This window comes from Iodidimonas sp. MBR-22 (genome assembly GCF_029946565.1).
GTDB classification, from domain to species: domain Bacteria; phylum Pseudomonadota; class Alphaproteobacteria; order Sphingomonadales; family Rhodothalassiaceae; genus Iodidimonas; species Iodidimonas nitroreducens.
This window is the reverse complement of sequence record NZ_JARKVQ010000003.1, coordinates 61,157-85,539: the sequence shown is the minus strand read 5'-3', so window position 1 is coordinate 85,539 and position 24,383 is coordinate 61,157. Positions and strand designations below refer to the sequence as shown.

The following is a 24,383-nucleotide window of genomic DNA, read 5'->3' as shown; positions in this document are numbered from 1 at the left end:
GACGTGACGACTTTTGACGTTTTTGAAAACAAGAGACACAAATAATGGCATCCAGCCCCGACGCACATGACGCCATCGACGCCCGCGAAGACGGTGATAGCCCGATCCTTGATATGAGCGAGGCCTCTGTCAAAAAGATGATCAGCCGTGCGCGCGAGCGCGGATATATCTCTTATGACGAGATCAATAAAGCCCTGCCCAGCGATGAAATTTCATCTGAAAAGATCGAAGACATCATGAGCCTTCTCTCTGAAATGGGGATCAATGTGATCGAAGGCGACGAGCCTGAAGAAGACAGCGACAGCGATCAGGAACCCATCCTCACCACCAAAAAGAAAACCCCCGGCAGCCGCACCCCCGCCGCCGAGGCTGATGATGACGACGAAGACGATGATGAGGGCGATGAGGAAGAGGCCTTCAAAGTTTCGGAAGTGAAATCCGAAAGCGATCGCACAGATGATCCGGTGCGCATGTATCTGCGCGAAATGGGATCGGTGGAGCTGTTATCACGCGAAGGCGAAATCGCCATTGCCAAGCGGATCGAAGCCGGCCGCGAAACGATGATTCAGGGCCTGTGCGAAAGCCCCCTCACCTTTCAGGCTTTGGTGTCCTGGTCGCAGGCTTTGAATGAAGGCCGGATGCTTTTACGCGATATCATCGATCTTGATGCCACCATGGGCGGCGGGCCGGACGCCGCTGTAGCGGCTGCCAGCGCAGATAATGCCCCGCAAAGCGCGGATGACGATGCTTTAAACGATCCGACGGCCGCTCCAAAGGCCGCTGATGAAGAAGGGGCGAGCGCCGCCACGGCCAAAAATGCACCCGCATCGGCTGATGAGGGCGGCCCTGAGGACGAGCAGCCCGCAGCCCGCATCGGCGATACCGATGATGATGATGACGACGACGAATCGAATATGTCGCTGGCCGCCATGGAAGAGCATTTAAAGCCGGAAACACTGGAAAAATTCGAGGCCATCACCGCCACCTATAAAAAGCTTTATCGCCTGCAGGATGCCCGGCTTGAAGCCGCCGCCGCAGGCGAGGAACTGACCACCGCCAGTGAACGCAAATACACGAAATTGCATGCCGAACTGGTGGCGCTGTTGCGATCCGTGCGGTTCAATAATCTGCGCATCGAAGAACTGGTGGATCAATTATATTCCCTGAACAAGCGGCTTCTGGCTTTGGGGGGTCGGGTTTTGCGCATGGCGGAAACCTATAAAATCCCGCGTTCCGATTTTCTCAATGAATATATGGGCCAGGAACTCGAAGAAAACTGGCTCGACCGGGTCTCCACCAAAGACAAGAAATGGGCCAAATTCGCCGCAGCCGAAGCCACGGCCGTGGCCAATATCCGCGATCAGGTCGCCGAAATTTCCAATGAAACCGGTTTGCAGGTCGCGGAATTCCGGCGCATCGTGCACACCGTGCAAAAAGGCGAAAAAGAAGCCCGGATCGCCAAAAAGGAAATGGTCGAAGCCAATCTGCGGCTGGTCATCTCCATCGCCAAGAAATACACCAATCGCGGCCTGCAATTCCTCGATCTCATTCAGGAAGGCAATATCGGGCTGATGAAGGCGGTGGATAAATTTGAATATCGCCGGGGCTATAAATTTTCGACCTATGCCACATGGTGGATCCGGCAGGCGATCACCCGCTCCATTGCCGATCAGGCGCGCACCATCCGCATTCCTGTGCATATGATCGAAACCATCAATAAGCTGGTCCGCACGGGCCGCCAGATGCTCCATGAAATCGGCCGGGAAGCAACCCCCGAAGAACTGGCCGAGCGCCTGTCGATGCCGCTGGATAAGGTGCGCAAGGTGATGAAAATCGCCAAGGAACCGATCAGCCTTGAAACCCCCATCGGCGATGAAGAAGATAGCCATCTGGGCGATTTCATCGAAGACAAAAACGCCATTCTGCCCGTGGATGCGGCGATCCAATCGAACTTACGCGAAACCACGACCCGGGTGCTGGCCTCCCTCACCCCACGTGAAGAGCGGGTTTTGCGGATGCGCTTTGGGATCGGCATGAACACCGATCACACTCTGGAAGAAGTGGGCCAGCAATTTTCGGTGACCCGCGAACGCATCCGCCAGATCGAAGCCAAGGCCCTGCGCAAGCTGAAACATCCCAGCCGATCCAGAAAGCTCAGAAGCTTCCTCGATACCTGATCCGCCGCTCAATCCTGCGGCTGTTCGGCTTTTTCATAAGCTTGAAACAGGCCAAGGCCGCAGGTCGTGCCCGCAACCGGGCTGTGATTGATCACCGTGATCAGATCGGTATTGCAAAGCCGCCCAGTGCTGGTGGAATAGGAAAAGCTTTCATAAAAACCCAGTTGCGGGCAGCGATGGGAAAGCGTGCTGAGATAGCCGCCCCCACCCAGCATTTCAAAAAAAATCTCACGATCCGACAAAACATGGCTTTGCCTGATCTGCCTGAGCCGGATGCAATTCTCGCTCTCACCCCTCGGGACATAGCCTTTCATCGCAGGATAGCGATCCTGCGGGGCCTGCTCGCTTTCGTCCTTGTCGCTTTGCTCTTGTGCACTTTCTGGCTCTTTCGCCGTCTCTTGCGCCCAGCCATGCATGCTTGAGACCAAAAGACCGAAAGACAAAGCCGCGCCATAAAAAACAGCGCGACCCTCCAAGCGTCCTAATACGCCACATTGCCTGATCATCATAGCCCTCCCTGTTCGCCTTCACATCCTAAAGCTATGATGCTTTGGCCTTGAAACAAGAGTTTGGCGTGTTCGATCACCCCATTGAGAAGCGGCGGCAGCCTTGATGCCCGCTCAAAGCTCGAAGCTGATGCCTTGGGCCAAAGGCAACTGGGTGGAATAATTCACCGTGGAGGTTTGCCTGCGCATATAAACCCGCCACGCATCAGAGCCGGATTCGCGGCCCCCGCCGGTCTCTTTCTCGCCGCCAAAAGCCCCGCCGATTTCAGCGCCCGAGGTGCCGATATTGATATTGGCAATCCCGCAATCCGATCCGGTGGCCGACAGATAAAGCTCGGCCTCGCGCACATCATTGCTGAACAAAGCCGATGATAAACCCTGCGACACCGCATTTTGCAAGGCAATCGCCGCATCGAAATCATCATATTTCACGGCATATAAAATGGGGGCGAAGGTTTCATCCATCATCACCCCTTTTTGGGCGGGCATTTCAACAATCGCCGGGCGCGCATAAAAGGCATCGGGATAGCGATCGGCCAGCACACGCCCCCCGCCCTCAACCACGCCGCCTTCGGCCCGGGCGCGCTCAAGGGCTTTGTCCATGGCACCAAGCGCCGCCCCATCGATCAGCGGCCCCACCAGCGCGCCTTCCAGGGGATTGCCCACCGTCACCCGCTCGAAAGCCGCCTTCAGCCGGGGCATCAGATCATCATAGATGCTGCGATGAATGATCAGCCTGCGGGTGGATGTGCAGCGCTGGCCCGCCGTGCCCACGGCCCCGAACACAATCGCCCGCACCGCCAGATCGAGATCCGCCGACGGGGCGACGATGATCGCATTATTGCCGCCCAGTTCCAAAAGGCAGCGGCCAAAACGGCTGGCCACCCTTGGTGCCACCTTGCGCCCCATGGCACAGGAGCCGGTGGCTGAAATCAACGGCACCCGGGGATCATCCACCAAAGCTTCGCCAATATCGGCCGCCCCGATCACAATCTGCGACAAGCCATCGGGGGCCGCCCCGAATTTAGCGGCAGCACGCAAAAACAGGGCTTGGCAGGCCAAAGCAGTGAAAGGCGTTTTCTCGGATGGTTTCCATAAAACCGGGTCGCCGCAAACCAGCGCCAAAGCCGTATTCCATGACCAGACGGCGACCGGGAAATTAAAGGCGGAAATCACCCCCACGGGGCCCAAAGGCTGCCAATTTTCGCGCATGGCATGGCCGGGCCGCTCGGAGGCGATGGTCAAGCCATAAAGCTGGCGCGACAGGCCCACGGCAAAATCGCAGATATCGATCATTTCCTGCACTTCGCCCTTGCCTTCTTCAAGGATCTTGCCGTTTTCCACGCTCACCAGCCGCCCCAGCGCATCCTTGTGGGCGCGCAATTCTTCGCCCAAAAGCCGCACCAGTTCACCCCGCTGGGGCCCCGGCACCTGCCGCCAGATGGCAAAGGCTTCCACCGCCTTCCCCACTTTCTCGGCCACGGATTGGGGGCTATCCATCTCCACATGACCAATCAGGCTTCCATCGATGGGGCTGGTAACCGCCAAAGTTCCGGCCTGATCACCGGCCTGATCGCCAGCATGATCAAATGGCCCCAGATGCAGGGATGAAAAAAGCTCTTTGATCGTCATGGGGATTGTCTCCGTTTAATGGTTTTGTTCTGCGCCGCTGTGGCGGTGAAAAATGTCAGGCGCGGCCAAGGTTTCCAAGCCGGGCGGTAGGGCTGATCGCTTCCCTGTCCACCCTGATTTCGATCAAAGCCGGGCCATCCGTTGCCCGGGCGCGGGCCAAAGCGGGGGCAAAATCATCGCTGTGTTCCACCAGAAATCCCTCCATCCCAAAAGATCGGGCATAGGCCACGAAATCGGGATTGCTGAGATCGGTGCCGCTCACCCGCCCGGGATAATGGCGTTCCTGATGCATCCGGATGGTGCCATAAAAGCCATTATTGAGCACTAAAAACACCAGCTTTGCCTGATAGCGCACCGCTGTGGCCAATTCATTGCCGCTCATCAAAAAGCAGCCATCGCCCGCCACCGATATCACCGGGCGATCCCGATGCACAAGGGCGGCGGCGATACCCGCTGGCACCGCATAGCCCATGGCCCCGGATGTGGGGGCAAGCTGGGTGCGAAAGCCGCGATATTCAAAAAAACGATGCAAAAAAGCGGCATAATTACCCGCCCCATTGGTGATGATCGCCTCATCGGGCAAAGCAGCCCGCAAATGCGCATAAAGGGCGGCCAACTGCACCCCGCCCGGATTGGAAACGGGGGCCCGCCAGGCGCGTTCCTGCGCCACATTCAATGCCCCCCAATCCGCCCAACGCCCTGCCACATCCCTTGGCACGCCTTCATTGGCCAGGGCATCGATAAACAGCCCGGGTGCGGCATTAATCGCCAGATCGGGCTGATAAACCCGGCCCAATTCTTCGGCCCCGGCATGAACATGCACCATTTTTTGCGCCGGATAAGGCGGCTTCAACCGGCGATAGCCATCGGTGGTCATCTCCCCCAAACGGGGGCCGAGAACCAGCAGCAGATCAGCCTTTTGCACATGCGCCACAAGGCCAGGATCAGCCCCGATCCCCAGATGCCCGGCATAAGCGCTGGAGCGATTATCAACAAGCGACTGGGCGCGAAAAGACACCGCCAGCGGAATCCCCGCCTTTTCCGCAAACTGCCGCAATTGTTTGGCTTCTTGTTCTGTCCAAGGCCCGCCACCCGCTAAAATAAATGGTCGTTTCGCCTGCGAAATGAGTTCGGCCACAGCCCTCACATCATCAGAATGGGGGGAGGCCTGCACCGCTTTATGGGCGGGCCGGGATGCTTGAACGCGAGCCTCATGAGGATCAGCCCCGCATTCGGCGCTCAGCACATCTTCGGGCAGGGCCAAAGCCACCGGCCCCTGACGCCCGGCAAGGGCGGTTGACCACGCGCGGCCCACATATTCGGTCATGCGGGAGGGCTCACCCACCTCGCCGGTCCATTTCGTGACTTCCGACAGGAACCGGCGATAATCGATTTCCTGAAAGGCTTCGCGGTCGATCATCTGCCGCGCCACCTGCCCGATGAACAGCATCATCGGGGTGGAATCCTGAAAAGCGGTGTGAAGGCCAATGCTGGCATGGGTCGCCCCCGGACCCCGGGTGACAAAGGCAAGGCCGGGCTGCCCCGTCAGCTTGCCATAGGCTTCAGCCATATTGGCGGCGGCCGCTTCATGGCGACAGGTGATGAAGCGCAGACGATCCTGCTGATCATAAAGGGCATCGAGTACGGCCAGATAGCTTTCGCCGGGTACGCCAAAAGCCATGCGCGCGCCCCGATGGATCAGGGCATCGACCAGCAGGCGCGCCCCCGTGGTCATGCTATCATCAGGGTTCGATGTCATGGAATTTTGCCCCTTCAGGCCACCGCCGCCCCGGCATGGGCATCGGCAACATTAGGCTGATCAAGGGCATAATGGCAGCCAAATCGATTGGCAAGGAACTGATCGAGGCCGATATCTTCCTGTTTCACAAAGCCCTTTTGAGCAATTTTTCCCTGCGCCAAAAGATCGAGAACCGCGCAGATGCCCGCCGCCGTGGTGATCTGAATCCCGCTCCACACCCGTCCGCCCAAGGCATGGGCATAAATCTTTTGGGCATGGCTTTCCTGCATGAAACGGCCATCCCTTTGCCCCGAAACGGTAACGAAAATCAGCACCACATCCTGCATCGTCACCGGGATCGCATGTTCAAAAATCTGCTTTAAAAGCCCCTGATTTTCTGCCAGCCGCAAATCCTGCAACAGCATTTTCACCAGATCCCGATGGCCGGGATAGCGGACCGTGCGATAATTGAGATACTGCACCTTGCCGGCCAGTGTTTCGGCCAAAGTGCCCAGCCCGCCCGATGTGTTGAAGGCTTCGTAATTCACCCCATCCAGAGAAAAATGCTCGATTTCCTCTAAAGGCGGCACCTCGCGCATTGCACCATTCACCACCGCTTCGCAAGGATTGCAATATTCATTGATCAGGCCATCGGTTGACCATGTAAGATTATATTGCAAGGCATTGGTGGGATATTTCGGCAAGGCCCCCACCCGCATCTGCACGCTGTGGAGGCTATCAAACCGCCGCGCCAGATCATGGGCCACGATGGAAATAAAGCCCGGAGCCAGGCCGCATTGGGGGATGAAGGCGGTGGCAGCCCCTTCAGCCAAAGCCTTGATCGCCCGGGTGCTGGCCACATCTTCGGTAAGATCAAGATAATGGCATCCCGATTGCTTTGCCACCTCGCCAATCAGGGGATTGAGATGATAGGGCATCGCCGACATCACCGCAAAGCAGCCCGCCATGGCCGCCGCCAGATCCTTGGGATCGGTGCAATCCACGCATTGGGTGGTGATCCGCCCCGAAGGCAGAATGCGCGCCAGGGCCGCCGCATCGCGATCGGCCACACGCACCTGATAATCGCCGCTTTCCGCCAGCATGGTGGCGATCATTTCACCGATCTTGCCCGCCCCCAGCAAAAGAATCTGCTTCATTTTGTGCTCCCGAATGCATGGGGATCATCATCGCTTTTACGGTTTATCAATGATCCCGCCCCAAAGATTATCAAGATTATATAGACAGCCTTGATACGCTGCCCCTGACAACTTTGTGAACCCCTGATTTGGGCTTATCTGTGCACAGGCGATTTCACTTCTGAACAAGATGCCTTATATGCAGTTTGAAACCAAGATCTTGTGCCTGCGCCTGATGGCAAGGCACAAGGAGCCCGAAGCCCGAAGCAATCGGGTGGAACAGTAAAAAACCGGAAGAGTCAAAAGTCAGTGCCTCCCAGATTCAATCGTGATTTTGACATCCCCTATGGCATCGCCATCGATATTGCGCCCGGCATCAGCCGTGTTCTCGCCAATAATCCCAAGGATTATACCTTCAAAGGAACCAACAGCTTTCTGATCGGCAGACAGGAACTGGCGATCATCGATCCCGGTCCGCTGCTCGAAAGCCATATTGAAGCGCTGATCAAAGCCATTGACGAACGCCCGGTGTGCGCCATTCTGGTCACCCACAGCCATGCCGATCATTCCCCGGCGGCGCAGATTTTAAGCGAACGATGCGGTGCCCCGATCATGGGCCATCGCCCCCTTGATCCGGCCATTGCCGCCCTCACCGAAGAAGATGTGGATCTGGAATTTTCCCCCGATCGCGCTCTTGGCGATGGCGATGAAATCGCGGTGGATGGGCGGATCATCCGGGCCGTTCACACGCCCGGGCATTTCCCCAATCATTTATGCTATGCCCTTGATGATAATCGCATTCTTTTTTCCGGCGATCAGGTGATGGGCTGGTCCACTACCGTCATCTCGCCGCCCCTTGGCAATCTGGAACATTATCTGGCCTCCCTTGATCGCCTGCTGGGCCGCGATGATCGGCTCTATCTGCCAAGCCACGGGCCGCAGATCGATGATCCGCATTCCTATGTGCAGGATTTGATCCGGCATCGCCATCATCGCGAACAGCAGATCATCACCTGCCTTGCCAGGGGCTGCACCACGCCGAATGCGATTGTTGCAGATATTTATGAAGGTCTGTCGCCAAGGCTGGAACAGGCGGCAGCGCAATCGGTGCAGGCGCATCTGGATTATCTGGCGGCGCGCGGGCTGATCGATCCCGGAACCCTTGATCGGCTTCGGGGCCAGCAGGCGGCTGTTTCAAGCCCGCTGGCATCATGACCCGATCCGCCCGGAGCCGAGGCTGGCGCAGCGCCGGAAAAATCGCCCTGCTGATCGCTGGCATTATAGGTATACTGGGCGGCGTTTATGCCTGCGCCTCACCACCGGGGATTTCATCTGCGCGCGTGGCATGGGATGCCATCCCTTTGGGATATAGTGTCGAAATTGGCGGTGAAACCCCCCAAACCATCAGGATCAACGGCTATGCTGCTGGCCCGAATGATGGACGCGCGGTGATATTGGTGCATGGCACACCGGGCTCGGCCAAGGTTTGGAAAGACTTCATCCAATATGCCGAGGATCAGCCCCGGGCTCAAAATCTGCGCTTCATCACCATTGATCGCCCCGGCTTTGGAGAGAGCGAGCCCAAGGGGGCCATGGTCTCGCTCAAGGATCAGGCCGCCGCTCTCGCCCCGCTTTTGGTTGCCGAAAATGGCCAAAAGCCGATCATTTTAGGCCATAGTCTGGGCGGGCCGGTGGCGGCACGGGCCGGGCTTGATTATCCCGATGCGGTGGGGGGGCTGGTGCTCGCCGCCGGGGCCTTTGATCCCGATCTCGAAAAAGTGTATGCGATCCAATATCTTGGCGATAGTTTTCTGCTGTCATGGGCTTTGCCCCGGGCCCTTAAAAATGCCAATCGCGAATTGATCGCCCTCAAGGCCGAATTAAAGGAATTGGCTTTGGGCCTGCCCCAACTCACCACCCCCACCATCATGGTCCATGGCACCGATGATGATCTGGTGCCTTATGCCAATGTGGCCTTCCTGCGCCGCATGATCGATCCGGCGCTGCCCTTCAAGCTGGTGCGAATCGATGAAGGCGACCATTTCCTGCCTTGGAACGCCAAAGAGATCATGCTCGATGCCATTCTTGATCTTGATCAGCAGCTTGGGACCAATGATCGGCTCCCTGCCCTGTGATTCACACAATCAGGCTCTTTCCAGTTCGATAAAAGAATAAGCCGGTTGGCCATCGCTGGCGGGATGATCCTCGCGCCCGATCTCGCGCCAATGTGCGGGCGATAAAGCGGGAAAAACCGCATCGCCTCCATAAACCCCATGCACGCGGGTGAGGTAGATACGATCCGCCTGATCCAGAAAGGCGCGATAAATTTCAGCACCGCCGATGATCATCACCTCATCACAGGGATCGACAAGCGAGGCTTGCGCAAGCTCAAGGGCTGCATCAGGGCTATGGGCCAGCATGATATCGGGATGAACATCGGCCATTATTTGCCGGGTGATCACGATATTTTTGCGCCCCGCTAAGGGCTTGCCAATCGATTCGTAGGTTTTGCGGCCCATGATCACCGGCTTTCCCATGGTCAGCTTGCGAAAATGGCGCAAATCCGCCGGCAGGTGCCATGGCATCCGGCCTTGATCGCCAATCACGCCATTTTCGGCGGCGGCTACAATCAGTGATAATCTTGCCAAGGGGCGCGCTTCCTGCTTTTCTTAGGGCCTTCAGTTTTCATCGATAACCCCGCTCCATCAGGATTTTCCATGCTCAAACGACTGCTCATTGCTTTTGTGGCCCTGTTTTTCCTGAGTGGAGCCTCGGGCTATGGTTTGCATCTTTATTACAAGGATCGCATTTTCAATCCATCCCCTGATCGCGCCGATGTCGAAAAATCACCTTTTCCTGTTGAGGTGATCACCATCAAAACCGCCGATGGGCTGGATTTGCAATCCTGGTGGAGCCCGCCCCGCGATGGCATGGCCAGCATTTTATATCTGCATGGAAATTCCAAGAGCATCGGCAGCTATCTGCGGGGCACAGCCCCCCTGGTGGCGGCGGGCTATGGCGTTTTGATGCTGGAATATCGCGGCTATGGCGGCAATCCGGGGGCTTTATCCGATGATGGCTTCCTCATCGATGCCCAAAGCGCCCTTGATTGGCTGGAGGCCCGGGGCATCGCCTCAGCGGATGTGCATGTTTATGGCTATTCTTTGGGAACCGGGGTGGCGGTGCCTTTGGCGGCAAAGCGCGATGTGGCCTCGGTAGTTCTGGCCGCCCCCTTCGCCTCGATCGCTGAAATGGGCTATGATCAGTTTCCCCGCTGGTTTGTTGATGCCCTGCTCACGGATCGCTTCGATTCCATCGGCCATATCAAGGATGTAACGGAACCGGTGCTGATCTTGCACGGCAGCGATGATCAAACCGTGCCCGCCCATCAATCGGTCAGGCTTGCCGCTGCGGGGAATGACAATATCACCCGCCATGTGATCGATGGCGCGGGCCATGGCTGGGATCTTTTCGAGCCGCGCGGCCATGCGCTGATCCTGCGCTTTTATGAAACGCTGGCGGCTTCCTCATCCTGAGGAACGATCAAAAAACCCATCATTCATTGATAGTGGCTGCGGGCCTTTTTGAGGGCTTCATTCATATCATCAAGGGCCTTTTCCGCCCCTTTGCGCATCTCGTTGAAGGCGCTTTCGCTGGAGCTTTCCAAGCCTTTGATCAGATCATGGGCCTTGTCGCGCTGGCGGCGCACCTCATCCACCTGCCGCTTGAAATCTTCCTGCTGGCCTGCCTGAAATTTTCTGGCTTTGGCCTGCAATTTATCCAATTCGGCTTCCCATTCATCCAGGCTTGCCTTCAGCTTTTCATAATAGACATTCGGTGCCATGGCGTGCCCCTTTCCCTTCATCATGATCCGATGCCTTATGAACGCCGGGGCAGCGGCAAAAGTTCTCATCTTCGGGAAAATCCGAGACGTTTTTCACACCGCAACCGGTGCCTTGATATGGGGATGGGGGTCATAATCCTTGAGTTTGAAATCCTCATAGCAAAAATCAAACAGGGATGTGCGCGCCTTATTGATCTCCATCCGGGGCAAGGGGCGCGGGAGGCGCAAAAGCTGCTCGTCGGCCTGTTTCAGGTGATTTTTATAAAGATGCGCATCGCCCAGGCTATGCACGAAATCCCCCGGCTCAAGGCCACTGACCTGAGCGATCATCATGGTGATGAGGGCATAAGAGGCGATATTGAACGGCACGCCCAAAAACACATCGGCAGAGCGCTGATAAAGCTGGCACGACAAGCGCCCATCGGCGACATAAAATTGAAACAGGCAATGGCAGGGCGGCAAGGCCATCTGATCGACATCGGCAGGGTTCCAGGCGCTGACAATCAATCGGCGGCTATCGGGATTGCTTTTGATCGCATCCACAACCGCGCTGATCTGATCAATCACCCGGCCATCGGCAGCCTCCCATGATCGCCATTGCTTGCCATAAACCGGCCCCAGATCGCCTTTGGCATCGGCCCATTCATCCCAGATGCCCACCCCATGATCCTGTAGCCAGCCGATATTGGTATCGCCGCGCAAAAACCACAGCAATTCATAGATGATCGACCGCAGATGCAGCTTTTTGGTGGTGAGCAGGGGGAAGCCTTCGGCCAGATCAAAGCGCATCTGATGCCCGAAAATCGACAGCGTGCCGGTGCCGGTGCGATCTTCTTTCTCCGCCCCTTCGGTGCGGATTTTGCGCAAAAGATCCAGATATTGCTGCATGATTTCAATCTCGATTATCTCGGCCATCACGGCCGCATCCGGGCTTCATACCACAAGCACATGTCGAAATAACCCACTCATGCCCCGCAGGCAAGAGCCAGACCAGGGAACCCTCGAAAGCCGCTGCCGATGAGGCGGATAAAAAAGATAAAATTTTAATCTCATTGTTTTTTAACAGGCTTTTAACCCTGAGCGCTGATAGTCGGGGTCGATTGAGGGTGCAATCTGAAGGGGCACGACCGCATCATGACCGACCAACCACATACGATCTCCACGGCGACCGGCATTCTGGATGAAGTGAGCGACATCACCACAAAGCTGGAAATGCAGCCCCGGCTCGATAGCTTTGCCAATGGTGGACGACTGTCTGATGATCTGGCCCCCATCTGGCCAATCATTGCCCCCCATATCGATGACTATCTCACCGCATTTTTCGACACGCTTTTAGTGCATGAAGAAGCGCGCCAGGCCATCGATACATCACGGCTGCCCAGGATCAAGGCCCGTCAGGTGGAATTCTGGTCATTCATGTTTACCGGGCGGATGGATCGCCGCTATGGGCAGGTCATTTCCGAGCGCGGCGCCTATATGCACCGCATTGGTTTGGGGCCGCGTTTTTATCTGCCCGCTTATGCCACCCTTTATGATCGATTCATCAAAGCATCAATCGAAGGGATCGAGGATCGCGGCGAACGCACCCGGGCGATTGTGGCGCTGAACCGGCATAATTTTTTGATGAACGAAATCATGTCATCCACCAATCATGAACTGGTGCGCGAAGAAGCCGAAGCGCTTTTAAAGCAGCATGGCACCCGTTTTGAACAGGATGTGGTCAGCGCCCTGAAACAGGTGACAGACGCCGCCCAAAGCATGCGCACCAATGCCGTTGATGTGAGTAGCGCCATCGAACAGATGAGCGCCACCAGCGCCACCGTTTCGGACGCCGCCGATTCCAGCGCCGATAATGTGCGCACCGCTGCCGCTGCCGCCGAAGAATTATCGGCATCGGTGAATGCGATGAATGAGCATGTCCAGCGATCCGCTTCGGCCTCTGGCGAGGCATCCGTGGAGGCGAGCACCGCCCGTTCGGTAATCGATAGTCTGGCGGGCTATGCCAATAAAATCGGCCATGTGGTGAAGCTGATCGATGATATTGCCGGCCAAACCAATCTTCTGGCCCTGAATGCCACCATCGAGGCCGCCCGCGCCGGGGAAGCCGGGCGCGGCTTTGCGGTGGTGGCCAATGAGGTGAAGGCGTTGGCCGGGCAAACCGCGCAGGCGACCAAGGAAATCGCCAGCCAGGTTTCATCGGTGCAATCGGCCACGCGGGAAGCCGTGGATGCCAATCAGCGCCTTGGCTCGGCGATTGAACGGGTCACCTCGATCTCGGAAGAAATCGGCGCGATGATCAATGAACAGACCCAGGCCATTGAGGAAATCACCCGATCCGTGACCGTGGCTTCAGAGCGCAGCCAGGATGTTTCGGGCAATATTTCCGAAGTTTCGGATGCGGCGGGCAATATCGGCCATTCAATGGCGGATGTGCGGCAATTGGCCGAAGATGTGTTCGGCCTCACGGAAACCTTATCGACCAAGATCAATCAATTCCTCACCGCCATCACCAATGACAGCGCGAAACCGGCCTGATCCTCTAAAAATCTTTGCGGTCAGCGATTGGACCAGCCCTGCGCCGTGGCAAAGCGATCCGCCAGAAAATCGATGAACCGCCTGACTTTCGTGCTCAAATGGCGATTGGGGGGATAAACCGCCTGAACCGGCAGATCTTCCTGCGAATAATGGGCAAGGATTTCCACCAGCCCCTCCTGCTCCAGATCGGGGTTCAGTAAAAAACTGGGGATGGCCACGATCCCCAGATCATGGCGCGCCGCTTCCTTCAGGGCTTCGCCATTATTGGCAAAAAGCGGCCCCGATACCTTGACCGATGCACGCGTGCCCGCGCGATCATGGAAAATCCACTCATCGGGGCTGTGGCGTCCGCGATAGATCAGGCAATCATGGTGGGCCAGATCCTCGGGCTTTTGAGGAGTGCCAAAGCGTTCGAGATAACCCGTACCAGCCGCGATCACCATGCGGGCGCTGGCGATTTTGCGGCTGATCAGGCTTGAATCGGCCATCGCCCCGATGCGGATGGCAATATCATAGCCTTCTTCCACCAGATCGACGAATCGATCATTGAAATCCATATCCACGGTCAGATCAGGATGGCGAAGCAAAAAATCCGGCAAGGCGGGCGCGATATGCCTGATCCCGAAACTGAGCGCACTGCTCACCCGCAATGTGCCACGCGGTTCGGCATTGAGGCTTGAGACCGCCGTATCGGCATCGGCCAGATCCTCGATGATCCGCAGTGCCCGATCCCGATAGGCCCGCCCTTCTTCGGTCAGGTTCACCTGCCTTGTGGTGCGATATAAAAGCCGGGCGCCCAGATGATCTTCCAAAGATGACACCGCTTTCGAGACCGCGGATTTCGACATCCCCAGCTTGCGCGCCGCCTTTGAAAAGCTGCCGCTTTCAGCAATTTTGATAAACACCCGCAAAGCGGTCAATTGATCCATTGCCTGATCTTCCCCTTATCGGCCCATCGATTTTGCCGTCTTTGCCTCTTTAACAGAAACCAAAACATGCCTATATAGATCCTGTCGGGCAACCGACTATGGCAGTAAACGGTGCGTGAAATAGGCATTATGGACCCGGGGGCGGTACCCGGCGCCTCCACCATCAGGGATCGGCTTCATGAAATGGCTTTGTGGCCATGAATTGATCAAAAGTACGATCCTTGCTGATGGGGGCGAAATAGGCTCGACATGTGCTGAAAGACGATACTTTCTGCCCGGGATGGTTCCGCCGTTGATGGGCCATATTCACAAATGCCAATGATAATGAGGCATTTGCTGTTGCAGCGTAACAAAAACCTAGCGGTTTAAGTTACAGAGCAATCAGCACGGTTTATGGGGTGCGCCGGGTAACAGAAGCATTCCCGCGGTTCGGAGGGCACCGGGCAACAGAAGCCCTCCACGCATTTTTGCATCCCCCTATATCTTCACACCCTCATGATTTCTGATCGGGCTCCACGATCACCTTGATCGGTGCCCCCGTTTGCCGCAGCCATTGGGCGGCTTCCTGCACATCCCGGGCGGTGATCGCGCTATAATCGGCCGCCACGGTGCGATAGCGATCAAGGCGATCCGGGGCATGGCTCAACCCTTCCAAAACCCCGAAAAGCCAGCCTTCATTACTATCGCGCCAGCGGCTCAATTGTTCCACAACGGGCAATCGTGCCCGATCCAGCAGATCATCACTGATGGGATGATCCGCCACATCATCGAGCAAAGCCTTTAACGCCTTTATCACCGCATCGCTACGCAGGGCATCGCTATCGGCAGACAGGCTGATCAACCCGCGATAGCTTAAACCTGAGGCAAGCTGCCACGAAGCCCGGGGCGCATAAGACAGGCCATCCATTTCCCGCACATCCTCCCGCGCTTTGATCGAAAGCACGCTGGTCAGCAGATGCAGGGCCAGCGCCTTTTTCCTTGGGATTTCATCACGCACCGGCCAGAACAGCACATTTTGCGATCCCGCATCCTCGCCCCTATAAGTGAACGAGGCGCTGGCACCATTTTCGGCATAGCTGGGGATGATGGGCAGGCTTTGGGCGGGCTGTGCCGCGCGTTCGGGCAAGGCCCCCACGGTGCTTGCCAAAAGGGTTTCCGCTTCCGCCAGCCCGATCGCCCCCACCAGCGATATTTCCAGAAAATCGCTGAGCAGGAAAGGCTTGATCCGCGCCATGATCGCCTCACGATCCGGGGCCAGGGCTTTTTCAAGGCTTTCGGGCAGGCCGATTTTGCGGCGATCCCCTGCCAGAACAAAGGGCAGGCCATCCACCTGCATCACCGCCTGCGGGCTGGAGCGCAGCCCGGTATAAAGCTGGGTCACCCCCCGTTCATAAAGGGGCTCGGCTTCGGCGCGAAACGCCAGATCACTGAGCATCGCCGTGGCATAATTCAGGGCCAAGGGTAAATCTTCCACGATGGCCGCCCCCAAAATCCTGATGCCCTCAGGATCAATGGACAGGGAAACCGATAGTGATTGATCGGCCATGATCGCCGCCAATGCCTGAAAATCATGCGCGCCCAAACCGCCCAAAACTGCCAATTGCCGGGTTTTCAGGATCAAACCGGCTTCATCGGGATGATAAAGGGAAAGGCCATTCCCCACACGGATCGAAAAGCGCACAAGATTTTGTTCCAGATCGCTTTCCTTGATCTGGGCCACCGCCTGATTGGCAAAATGCAGGCGAAAAATCCCGAAATCCGCGATCTCTTCCCTTTGGATCACCGTGCCCGGGGGGCCAAAGGATTGATAGGCAAAATCACTGCGGGCGGCCATTTCCCATGGCGGGGGCTTTTGATCCCCGGCTTGATCCCACGCCGCCATGATCCCGGCCGCATCCAGATCCTTTCCCCCGGCATCCTCGGGCGCGCTTTCACCCTGGCGCACAAAAATCAGCGGTTGGCGCAGCGCCCCATGATCACCAGCGTAAAACAGGCCCCGCACCGCCGTTTTTACATCATCAGTCGTGATGGCATCGGCCACCCGCGCGAAATCCGCCAATTGATCGCGGGGATGGCGAAACACATAAGACGACGCGACAGACGACAGGATCTGCGACGCCAATGCCCCCGATGACCGGGTATCCGCCCGTTCGGCAGCGGTTTCCAGCGCTTTTTTCTGGCTGATCCGCATCAGATCAAGCTCGGCTTCTGTGATCCCATAAAGGCGCAGGCGGTCCGCTTCACGCCGAAGTACGGCCAATGCCTTTTGCCAATCATCGCCCGCCGGGGTGAAACTGAAGCCGAAAAAATAGGCCGCCCTTGGAATATGATCGAAAGAGGCCCCGCCCGCGCTGAAGCCCGCATCCGCGCCAAACATCAAATCCTGCACCCGGCGCTGAAAGGCGGCCAATGCAAAATCCAAGGCAAAAGATTGGCGCAATATCTCGTCCCGGCGATCCGCATCAGCTGGCTCCAGCCGATAGCGCCCGCTATAGGCGATGGATCGGCGCAAAAGGGCTGTTCGATCCTGCTCGAAATTGACCGCCACCATGGGCCGCAGCCCGGGGGCGATATGGCTGGCAGCGCGCGGCGGGGCGGGCAGATCGGCAATGGCCGCTTCATCCGCCATGGGGGCCGCCGGGCCACGGCCTTTAAAATCGGCAAAATGCTTCACAATAGCCGCTTCCATCCTCTCCACATCCTGATCGCCCACCACCACCAGAATCATTTTCTCAGGCCGATAATGGGCCTGATAAAAAGCTTTGAGATCATCGGCATCAATGGTTTCAAGGCTTTCCCTTGTACCCCCCGGCCATTGTTCGGCGGCTGTGCTATCGGGGGCCAGAAAGCGCATGAAAGCGCGCGAAGCCTTGGCCGCCGTGCTATCGCGGGCGATGAGTTCGCTGATCACCACAGCGCGTTCCTGCGCCACATCCTTGGGGGTGATCAGCAGGCCATCGGCAATATCGCGCAGCACGGCCAGAAGCTGCTCTGCGCGGGCAAAATCACTGCCGGGCAGGGTCAGATGATAGGTGGTCGCCTCCAATCCGGTGCTGGCATTGCTATCGGCCCCCGATTGCAGGCCCATGCGTTCCAATTCGGAAAAAAGGCCCTCATCAGGGTGCCGGCGCGATTTTTGAAAAGCCAGATGTTCCAGAAAATGGGCGATCCCCCCCTGATCGGGTTCTTCATCCAATGATCCCACATCCACCCGCAGATAAAAGCTGAGCTGATCGCGCGGGGTTTCATTGCGCATCAGGGCATAGCGCAGGCCATGATCAAGCCGCCCCCAGCGCACCGCCGGATCGGGCTTTAATCCAAAAGGATTAAGCGCATGAGGGAAAGCCGCCTCGGCATCTGAGAAAGCAGGATCGTCGCCCGCCCTCGCCCCCGGCACAACAGCGCCACCAAGGCCCGCCACAACAAAAAAAAGAACGAGGAAAAAACAAGAAAAGGGAGCGGCGAAAACAGACAGAGGGGGCGATTTTGCCAAAACCATGAACGAACTCTCTGATGAAAAAAACGATATAAAAACGGCGGATGATCAATCGCATTGTGGCAAAGTTGATCGGCAAATCATACCATCAAGCCGACTTTTCCGTGCAACTGTGATAATGCGTCTGGTAAGCTTATGGCTGAAAGATTATAAGGGCCCCGAACACGATGTTTTTTGCGAACTGTTGCCATGGGCAGCCGTGAAAAAGACCACAAGACCTCGGAACAAGTTGAAACTATGTCACAATCCCTGTTTAATTACGATGAAATGGTTCAAAACGCCCTGCGCGGCGTGGTGCGCGAGATATTGCAGCAGGTCGTTGACCATGGCCTGCCCGGCGCCCATCATTTCTACATCGCCTTTCGCACCCGCGCCCCCGGCGTGATGATCCCCCGCCATCTGCAGGAACGCTATCCCGATGATATGACCATCGTGGTCCAGCATCGCTTCTGGGGGCTTGAGGTTCATGATGATCATTTTGTCATTGGGCTGTCGTTCAATCACAAGCCCGAACGGCTGGAAATTCCTTTTGCTGCGGTGGTTGGCTTTGTCGATCCTTCGGTGCAATTTGCCCTGCAATTTCAGGATGATCCCATTGGCGAGGATGAAGCCCATGATGATGATGGGGCGGGGGATATGCTCGATTTCCCGGCGTTCGACGCGGTAACATCCACCGATAGCGCCGCCAATCACGAAGATGAAGCCGATCCCAAAGCCCCGGGCCGCAAGCCGGGCAAAAGCAGTAAAAGCCCCAAAGCCGCCCCCAATAAAAACACGGCCAAAAGCAAAAGCGGTGCCAACAAAACAGACGAAACGGGGGGCAAAAGCGGCGGCGACGACAATGTCGTCACCCTTGATGCTTTTCGCAAAAAACCCTGATCCCGGTTTCCCTGATCCCGGTTTCTTTGCCCAAGACCATCCTTGATGTCGCCTGATCCCGGGCGACCTGATCGTTTCAAAATCCAGCCTCTTTCTGTTTTAAAAAACGGCTGAACGAAAAAGGAATAACGCCATGATTGATCCTCTCGCCACTGGCTCCCAAAAATCCGATGCCGTGCGTCTTGAAAGCGACAGTTTTGGCGAATTGAAAGTGCCTGCCGATAAATATTGGGGGGCGCAAACCCAGCGATCCCTGATGAATTTTCCCATTGGCGGCGAAATCATGCCGGTGCCCCTGATCCGGGCTTTGGGGATCATCAAACAGGCCGCCGCCCGGGCCAATATGGCGCTGGGGATGCTGGAACCGACCATCGGTAAGGCCATTGATCAGGCGGCGCAGGATGTGATCGATGGCACCCTTGATGATCATTTTCCGCTGGTGGTGTGGCAAACCGGCTCGGGCACCCAAAGCAATATGAACAGCAATGAGGTGATCTCCAACCGGGCCATCGAAATTCTCGGCGGGGTCATCGGCTCGAAAGATCCGGTGCATCCCAATGATCATTGCAATCGCTCGCAAAGCTCGAACGATACCTTCCCCACCGCCATGCATATCGCTGCGGTCGAGGAAATCCACCACCGCCTGATCCCGTCTCTTGAGCATCTGCTGGCGGCGCTCAGCGAAAAATCCGCCGCTTTCGAGGGGATCATCAAGATCGGCCGCACCCATCTGCAGGATGCCACCCCCCTCACTTTGGGCCAGGAATTTTCCGGCTATGCTCATCAGCTTAAAAATGCCCTGCGCCGGGCCAAAGATGTGCTGCCCGCCCTTTACCAGCTCGCCCAGGGCGGCACGGCGGTTGGCACCGGCATCAATGCGCATCCCGATTTTGCCGTGCGCGTGGCGCAGGAAATCGCCCAAAGCACCGGCCTTCCCTTCATCACCGCCGAAAATAAATTTGAAGCTTTGGCCGCCCATGATGCGATCATCGAAGCCTCGGGCGCGATGAATGTGATCGCCGCCAGCCTGATGAAGATCGCCAATGATATCCGTTTGCTTGGCTCCGGCCCGCGCTGTGGCCTTGGCGAATTGAGCCTGCCGGAAAATGAACCCGGCTCATCGATCATGCCGGGCAAGGTGAACCCCACCCAATGCGAAGCCCTGACCATGGTCTGCACGCAGGTGATGGGCAATCACATGACCATCACCATCGCCGGATCGAACGGCCATATGGAGCTGAATGTTTTCAAGCCGGTGATGATCTATAATCTTTTGCAATCGATCCGCCTTTTGGCCGATGGGGCGCGATCCTTCACCGATCGTTGCGTTCAGGGGATCACCGCCAATGAAGATCGCATTGATGCCCTGCTCAATGAATCGCTGATGCTGGTCACCGCCCTTGCCCCCAGCATTGGCTATGACAAGGCCACCAAGGTGGCGAAAGATGCCCATAAAAACGGCACCACTTTAAAAGAAGCGGCCTTGAAGCTTGGCTATGTCAGCGCCGAGGAATTCGATCAGGCGGTGCGCCCGGCGGATATGGTTCACCCCAAAGCCTGAGCAAAAGATGAATGAGGGCGATGACATTGGCCCGATCAAGCGCTCGGTAATGATCAGCGGGCACCGGACCAGCATTTCGCTGGAACCTGCCTTCTGGTCGGAACTGAAAAATCTCGCCGCCATCCGCCATCAATCAATCAATGCGCTCATCACCGACATCGATCATGAAAGGCGCGGCAATCTATCCAGCGCCCTGCGCCTGTTCGTGCTCGATCAATTAAAGGCGCGAGCCCGTCAATCGGTCCCGGATGGATCGGGAACAGAGGATGCAGATGCATCGGGGGGTTGATCGCGATCCTTGTCATTGACACTTTCCGGCCCATCTTCTGGCCCCCCCACGATTTCGGGCGCCCGCAATTGCCCTTTGCCGGGCAGTTGAAGCCGCCTGAACACATCATCAACCAAGCGCCCCGCCAGCCAGCGCTGCAAGGGATCGGTATCAAAAGCCGCCCGTGGCCCCGCCAGCGATCCCCCCAGATCAAAGCCGATGGCCGGCGCTTTGGGGAAAGCACCCAATGCCACCTTGCCCTTCATCGACAGGGCCCAGGCCGCCAGATCAAGGGTGGCGCGACCATCGAGCACACCGCCCGCCAGATCGGCCCTGATCTGATCGCTGCTGATCATGCCTTTGTCGGCCACTAAATCCGCCCCCAAATGGCTGAAAGCGGTGCGCCCCCCGCCAAAGGATCGCTGCGCCAGACCCGCCAGATCGGCCGGTTTTTTGGCCGATTGAATGCGGCTGATCAATCCGGGCAGATCAAAAGCCCTGATCGCCCCATCGGCCATATCGAGCCGCGCCCGCCCCTTCAGGGCCGAAACCAGATCAAAGGGCGAGGCCCCTTGTGCCGAAAGGCTCCCCTTGATCGCCGCCTGCCCGGATAAGGTTTGATAGCCAAAAAGGCTTTGCATCACTTCAGCCATCGCCAAAGATTGCCCATCGAAATCAAAAGCAATCGCGGGCATGGCTGTGGCATCCACCTGCCCTGTGGCCAGAAAATGACCGCCAAAAAGCCCGGCATCGATGCTTTCGATGGTTAAAACTGCATCCTGAAGGCGGCCATCAAAGGCCGGGTTCGTTAAAAGAAAAGCGCCATGGCGCAGGCTTTTCGCCCGGATCTGAAACCGGCCATCGATCTGCGCCAGTGCCGATGCATCAAAAGGCACATGGGACCATTCCATGGGGCTTTTTGAGGATGGAGCCCCCGCCCCCTTAGCGCCCCCAAAATCCGCCGCTACCACATCCCCCAATTCCAGATCCACCTGCCAGAAAGGCCGCTTTTCCTGTGGTTTGATGTGCAAGCTGCCCGCAAGCGTGGTTTGCCCCAGATGCGATGGCTGCAGATTGATCGCCAGCCCTTCATCCCCACTGTGGCGGGCTTTCAAGGCCAGATCAACAGCGCCCAAATCCCGGGCCGGGGGCTGATGATCGGGGATCAATTGCCGCAGGAAAGCCCCCAATGCAGGATGCCGGGCGCGAAGGGTGACATCGATCAGGCGATCCGTCGAAAACCCCCGGGAAACATGCCCCGAAAATTCCAGCTGACCGCCCAGCAACCGCCCCTCGCCCGCAAAATCAGCCGCTGAAAGCAGGCCGCCCAAGCGCATATCCAGATGCACGGGCAAGGCATCGCCCGTGGCATAAGCGGGCAGATGAAAGCGTTCGGCCAGCGCCCGATGGGAGGGATGATCAAAGCCAAGAGCAAGATCAATGGGGCCATCCGGGGCCAGACCCAAAGGCCCGGGCTTGCCGCGCAGGGTCATCCGCCCCCCGGCCAGCCGGGCGGTCATGTCCATCTCGGTATCAGCCAAGGGCCCGGTGATGCGCCCCTCAATCGCCACAGGCCCCAGATCAGCGATCAGTTCAAGCGCGGATATATCCGCCCCCCCCGCTTTCAACTGCGCCAGAAGGGCGGCGGGATCGGGGCTCGCGAGCCGGATCAAGCCATCGATCTGAGGCCCCCCATCGCCCGCGCGAAAGCTGCCGGATAAGCCAAGGCTGCTGTCTGCCGGGCCTTTGAGATCGAGGGATTCGATGGTGAATGCCGCCTGTTGGCCCCCCGCATTCAGCGTTTGCGCACCAAGGCTGATAGCGCGCAGGATTTGGCCCATGATGGTCAATCGCCGGGCCTTGAGCTTCATATCCAGATCATAAGGCGCAAGCAGCCTTAAGCCCTCATTGGCCATTTCCGCCATGGATTTGAGGCTGAAAGGCGGAGCATCGGCCGGGGCGGGGCCGAGATAATCATCAAGATCAAGGCGATCAAGATCGAGATCGGCGGCCAATCCCAAAGGGCCATCAAAACCGCTGAGGGCCAGACGCCCGCTGATGCGGCTGGCATCGAGCACCAAAGCCAGATCATCAAGCGCCAGCATTGTGGGGTCGGCAGCGACATGGGCGGAGACTGAAAAACGGTTGAGCACCTCCTGCCGCCCATCGGATGCGGATAAGGGCTCGATCCCCAACCAGCCGAGCAAAGCCCGCAGATTGCTTGAGGATGCAGCCATCTCGCCCGCAAGCTTTGGCACGGCCCATGATCCGCCCATCCGCCCCTTGAAAGACAGATCGGATGCGCCGGGCAGATTGGCTGATGCCTGATCAATCACCACAGCCCCTTCATCGGCATGGGCTTTGAGCCCGATGCGGCTGATCACCTGATCGCGATAGCGTGCGGCATCGATGGCCACCGAAAGATCGAGCGCCAGATCAGTGGGCAGAAGCGATGTCTCATCCCCCACATCAGGTTTAAACGCGGTGCGGCCATCGGTTTTTGCCGGGGAGGCGGCGAAAAAAGGATCGAGATCAAGCTGATCGGCATGAAAATCCACGGCCAGCCGGGGGGCCGCGCCGGGCACATATTGGCCCCGGCCATCAAATCCGGTTTTGCCAAATTTGCCGCGCAGATCATCCAGTGTCAGCGATCCATCCGACAGCAAGCGGGCCTTCAGATCAAAAGCTTTGTCCAGCCCGGGGGTTTGGGGCAGATTCTGGATCGCCTGAAGCCATGCGATGGGCAAAAAAGCGCGGGCCACCGCCTCGAAATTCCCCAGAAATTGGCCCAGATCATCGGTTTTTGCATCGAGCTTGAACGAAAAATCGGGCAAAGCCTTCATGGATGAAAGAGGATCGGCATCGGATAGGGGGACGGCCTTTTGCCTGATCCAACCTGAAAGACCGAGCCGCGCTTCATCAATTTCGAGCCGCACCGATAAAGGCGTGCGCCGATCCGGGGCAAAGCGATCCGCTTTCAGCTCCAGTTCAAGGGGAATATCGCCTGATTGCGCCGCCATTTGAAGGCGATAAGGCCCCGCCAAAGCCTGCACCTCAAGCGCGATATCGATCTCATTCAGATGGAAAGTCCTGTCCGATTGATCATCATGATAGCGCACGACGCCGTTTTTGATTCGCAGATCATCAAGGCTGAAGCGATCGCGATCGCCCACCGTCCCGCTTGGCGTTGCGACTGCGGAAGGCTCTCCGGCTTCAGGCGACATAAAGATCGGCAGCCGCCAATTCTCCCGGCCATCCGCGCTCCGCTCCAAAGCGACGATGGGGGCAAGAAGCGCGATCCGGCGGATTTTCAGATCACCCTTTAAAAGCGGGAAAAGCGCGATCACCACATCAAAGCGATCCATCGCCACCAGATTGGCGGCCACACCTCCCTCATGATTGCCGATCCGCACATCCCCCGCGCGCAGGGCCAAAGCAGGCACGGTGCGCACAGATAAATCCCCGCCGATCACCACATCCCGCCCGGTGGCCGCGGCAAGGGCTGCCTCCATCCGGGGGCGATAAGCATTCCAATCGATGAACAATGGCGCGATCATCGCCAGCGCCAGCAGGCTGAGAACAAGGCCAAGCATTGCCCAGCCCGCCCTGCGCCAAAAGACACTGTTCAGGCTGGATTTAGGGGGTTTTTGCTGCTCGTCTTCCTGCATCCCTCGTCGCCTCG

General features: G+C 57.5%; 18 protein-coding genes and 1 other RNA gene. 9 read left to right on the top strand and 10 right to left on the bottom strand.

What is annotated here, in order from left to right; genetic code table 11:
- Positions 1-44 precede the first annotated feature (44 nt).
- Entirely contained in the window at positions 45-2,177 is a 2,133-nt protein-coding gene (rpoD, locus tag QK300_RS03405; RefSeq protein ID WP_281300409.1) for an RNA polymerase sigma factor RpoD, read from the top strand.
- 8 nt (positions 2,178-2,185) lie between these two features.
- On the opposite strand, the gene QK300_RS03400 is transcribed toward rpoD, so the two are convergent.
- From QK300_RS03400 to QK300_RS03385, 4 genes are all read right to left on the bottom strand, one after another.
- Complete coding sequence (locus QK300_RS03400) at positions 2,186-2,686, bottom strand: hypothetical protein (protein ID WP_281300410.1); 501 nt, start codon at positions 2,684-2,686, stop codon at positions 2,186-2,188.
- A 111-nt stretch (positions 2,687-2,797) separates the two neighbouring features.
- Entirely contained in the window at positions 2,798-4,315 is a 1,518-nt protein-coding gene (locus QK300_RS03395; RefSeq protein WP_281300411.1) for an aldehyde dehydrogenase family protein, read from the bottom strand.
- 55 nt (positions 4,316-4,370) lie between these two features.
- Positions 4,371-6,074, bottom strand: coding sequence for a thiamine pyrophosphate-dependent enzyme (locus tag QK300_RS03390; protein WP_281300412.1), 1,704 nt, complete (start codon positions 6,072-6,074; stop codon positions 4,371-4,373).
- A gap of 14 nt (positions 6,075-6,088) precedes the next feature.
- Positions 6,089-7,210: a saccharopine dehydrogenase C-terminal domain-containing protein gene (locus QK300_RS03385; RefSeq protein WP_281300413.1), complete on the bottom strand. Its 1,122-nt coding sequence runs from the start codon at positions 7,208-7,210 to the stop codon at positions 6,089-6,091.
- Positions 7,211-7,498: 288 nt separating this feature from the next.
- Here QK300_RS03385 and QK300_RS03380 point away from each other — a divergent pair, with 288 nt between their 5' ends.
- Both QK300_RS03380 and QK300_RS03375 read left to right on the top strand, forming a co-directional pair.
- Positions 7,499-8,404 (top strand): MBL fold metallo-hydrolase, encoded by a 906-nt coding sequence (locus QK300_RS03380; RefSeq protein ID WP_281300414.1) that lies wholly within the window; start codon positions 7,499-7,501, stop codon positions 8,402-8,404.
- Positions 8,401-9,324: an alpha/beta hydrolase gene (locus QK300_RS03375; RefSeq protein WP_281300415.1), complete on the top strand. Its 924-nt coding sequence runs from the start codon at positions 8,401-8,403 to the stop codon at positions 9,322-9,324. The genes QK300_RS03380 and QK300_RS03375 overlap by 4 nt, the downstream gene beginning before the upstream one ends.
- Positions 9,325-9,333: 9 nt before the next feature.
- On the opposite strand, the gene QK300_RS03370 is transcribed toward QK300_RS03375, so the two are convergent.
- Positions 9,334-9,837, bottom strand: a complete 504-nt coding sequence (locus QK300_RS03370) for a dihydrofolate reductase (RefSeq protein WP_281300416.1) — start codon at positions 9,835-9,837, stop codon at positions 9,334-9,336.
- 69 nt (positions 9,838-9,906) lie between these two features.
- On the opposite strand from QK300_RS03370, the gene QK300_RS03365 reads away from it, so the two are divergent.
- The gene (locus QK300_RS03365) at positions 9,907-10,725 is read left to right on the top strand and encodes an alpha/beta fold hydrolase (RefSeq protein WP_281300417.1); all 819 of its coding nucleotides are present in this window, start codon (positions 9,907-9,909) and stop codon (positions 10,723-10,725) included.
- A gap of 23 nt (positions 10,726-10,748) precedes the next feature.
- On the opposite strand, the gene QK300_RS03360 is transcribed toward QK300_RS03365, so the two are convergent.
- Together QK300_RS03360 and QK300_RS03355 are read right to left on the bottom strand one after the other, a co-directional pair.
- On the bottom strand, positions 10,749-11,033 hold the full coding sequence (locus QK300_RS03360; RefSeq protein WP_281300418.1) for a hypothetical protein: 285 nt from the start codon (positions 11,031-11,033) through the stop codon (positions 10,749-10,751).
- 93 nt (positions 11,034-11,126) lie between these two features.
- On the bottom strand, positions 11,127-11,921 hold the full coding sequence (locus QK300_RS03355) for a thymidylate synthase (RefSeq protein ID WP_281300477.1): 795 nt from the start codon (positions 11,919-11,921) through the stop codon (positions 11,127-11,129).
- Between the two features lie 246 nt (positions 11,922-12,167).
- Between QK300_RS03355 and QK300_RS03350 the strand changes: the two genes are divergently transcribed.
- The gene (locus QK300_RS03350; RefSeq protein WP_281300419.1) at positions 12,168-13,568 is read left to right on the top strand and encodes a globin-coupled sensor protein; all 1,401 of its coding nucleotides are present in this window, start codon (positions 12,168-12,170) and stop codon (positions 13,566-13,568) included.
- A gap of 20 nt (positions 13,569-13,588) precedes the next feature.
- Here the strand turns inward: QK300_RS03350 and QK300_RS03345 are convergent, their stop codons facing one another.
- Positions 13,589-14,497: a LysR family transcriptional regulator gene (locus QK300_RS03345; RefSeq protein ID WP_281300420.1), complete on the bottom strand. Its 909-nt coding sequence runs from the start codon at positions 14,495-14,497 to the stop codon at positions 13,589-13,591.
- 44 nt (positions 14,498-14,541) lie between these two features.
- Here QK300_RS03345 and ssrA point away from each other — a divergent pair.
- Positions 14,542-14,959: a transfer-messenger RNA gene (ssrA, locus tag QK300_RS03340) on the top strand.
- Between the two features lie 31 nt (positions 14,960-14,990).
- On the opposite strand, the gene QK300_RS03335 is transcribed toward ssrA, so the two are convergent.
- Positions 14,991-17,996, bottom strand: a complete 3,006-nt coding sequence (locus QK300_RS03335; protein WP_281300421.1) for an insulinase family protein — start codon at positions 17,994-17,996, stop codon at positions 14,991-14,993.
- Positions 17,997-18,230: 234 nt separating this feature from the next.
- On the opposite strand from QK300_RS03335, the gene QK300_RS03330 reads away from it, so the two are divergent.
- The 3 genes from QK300_RS03330 to QK300_RS03320 all read left to right on the top strand — a co-directional run bounded on the left by QK300_RS03330 (position 18,231) and on the right by QK300_RS03320 (position 20,722).
- The gene (locus tag QK300_RS03330; RefSeq protein WP_281300422.1) at positions 18,231-18,872 is read left to right on the top strand and encodes a ClpXP protease specificity-enhancing factor SspB; all 642 of its coding nucleotides are present in this window, start codon (positions 18,231-18,233) and stop codon (positions 18,870-18,872) included.
- 133 nt (positions 18,873-19,005) lie between these two features.
- Complete coding sequence (fumC, locus tag QK300_RS03325) at positions 19,006-20,433, top strand: class II fumarate hydratase (protein ID WP_281300423.1); 1,428 nt, start codon at positions 19,006-19,008, stop codon at positions 20,431-20,433.
- A 7-nt stretch (positions 20,434-20,440) separates the two neighbouring features.
- The gene (locus tag QK300_RS03320) at positions 20,441-20,722 is read left to right on the top strand and encodes a ribbon-helix-helix domain-containing protein (RefSeq protein ID WP_281300424.1); all 282 of its coding nucleotides are present in this window, start codon (positions 20,441-20,443) and stop codon (positions 20,720-20,722) included.
- Here QK300_RS03320 and QK300_RS03315 read toward each other — a convergent pair.
- The gene (locus tag QK300_RS03315; RefSeq protein WP_281300425.1) at positions 20,668-24,369 is read right to left on the bottom strand and encodes an AsmA family protein; all 3,702 of its coding nucleotides are present in this window, start codon (positions 24,367-24,369) and stop codon (positions 20,668-20,670) included. The two genes, QK300_RS03320 and QK300_RS03315, sit on opposite strands and share 55 nt — an antisense overlap.
- Positions 24,370-24,383 lie beyond the last annotated feature (14 nt).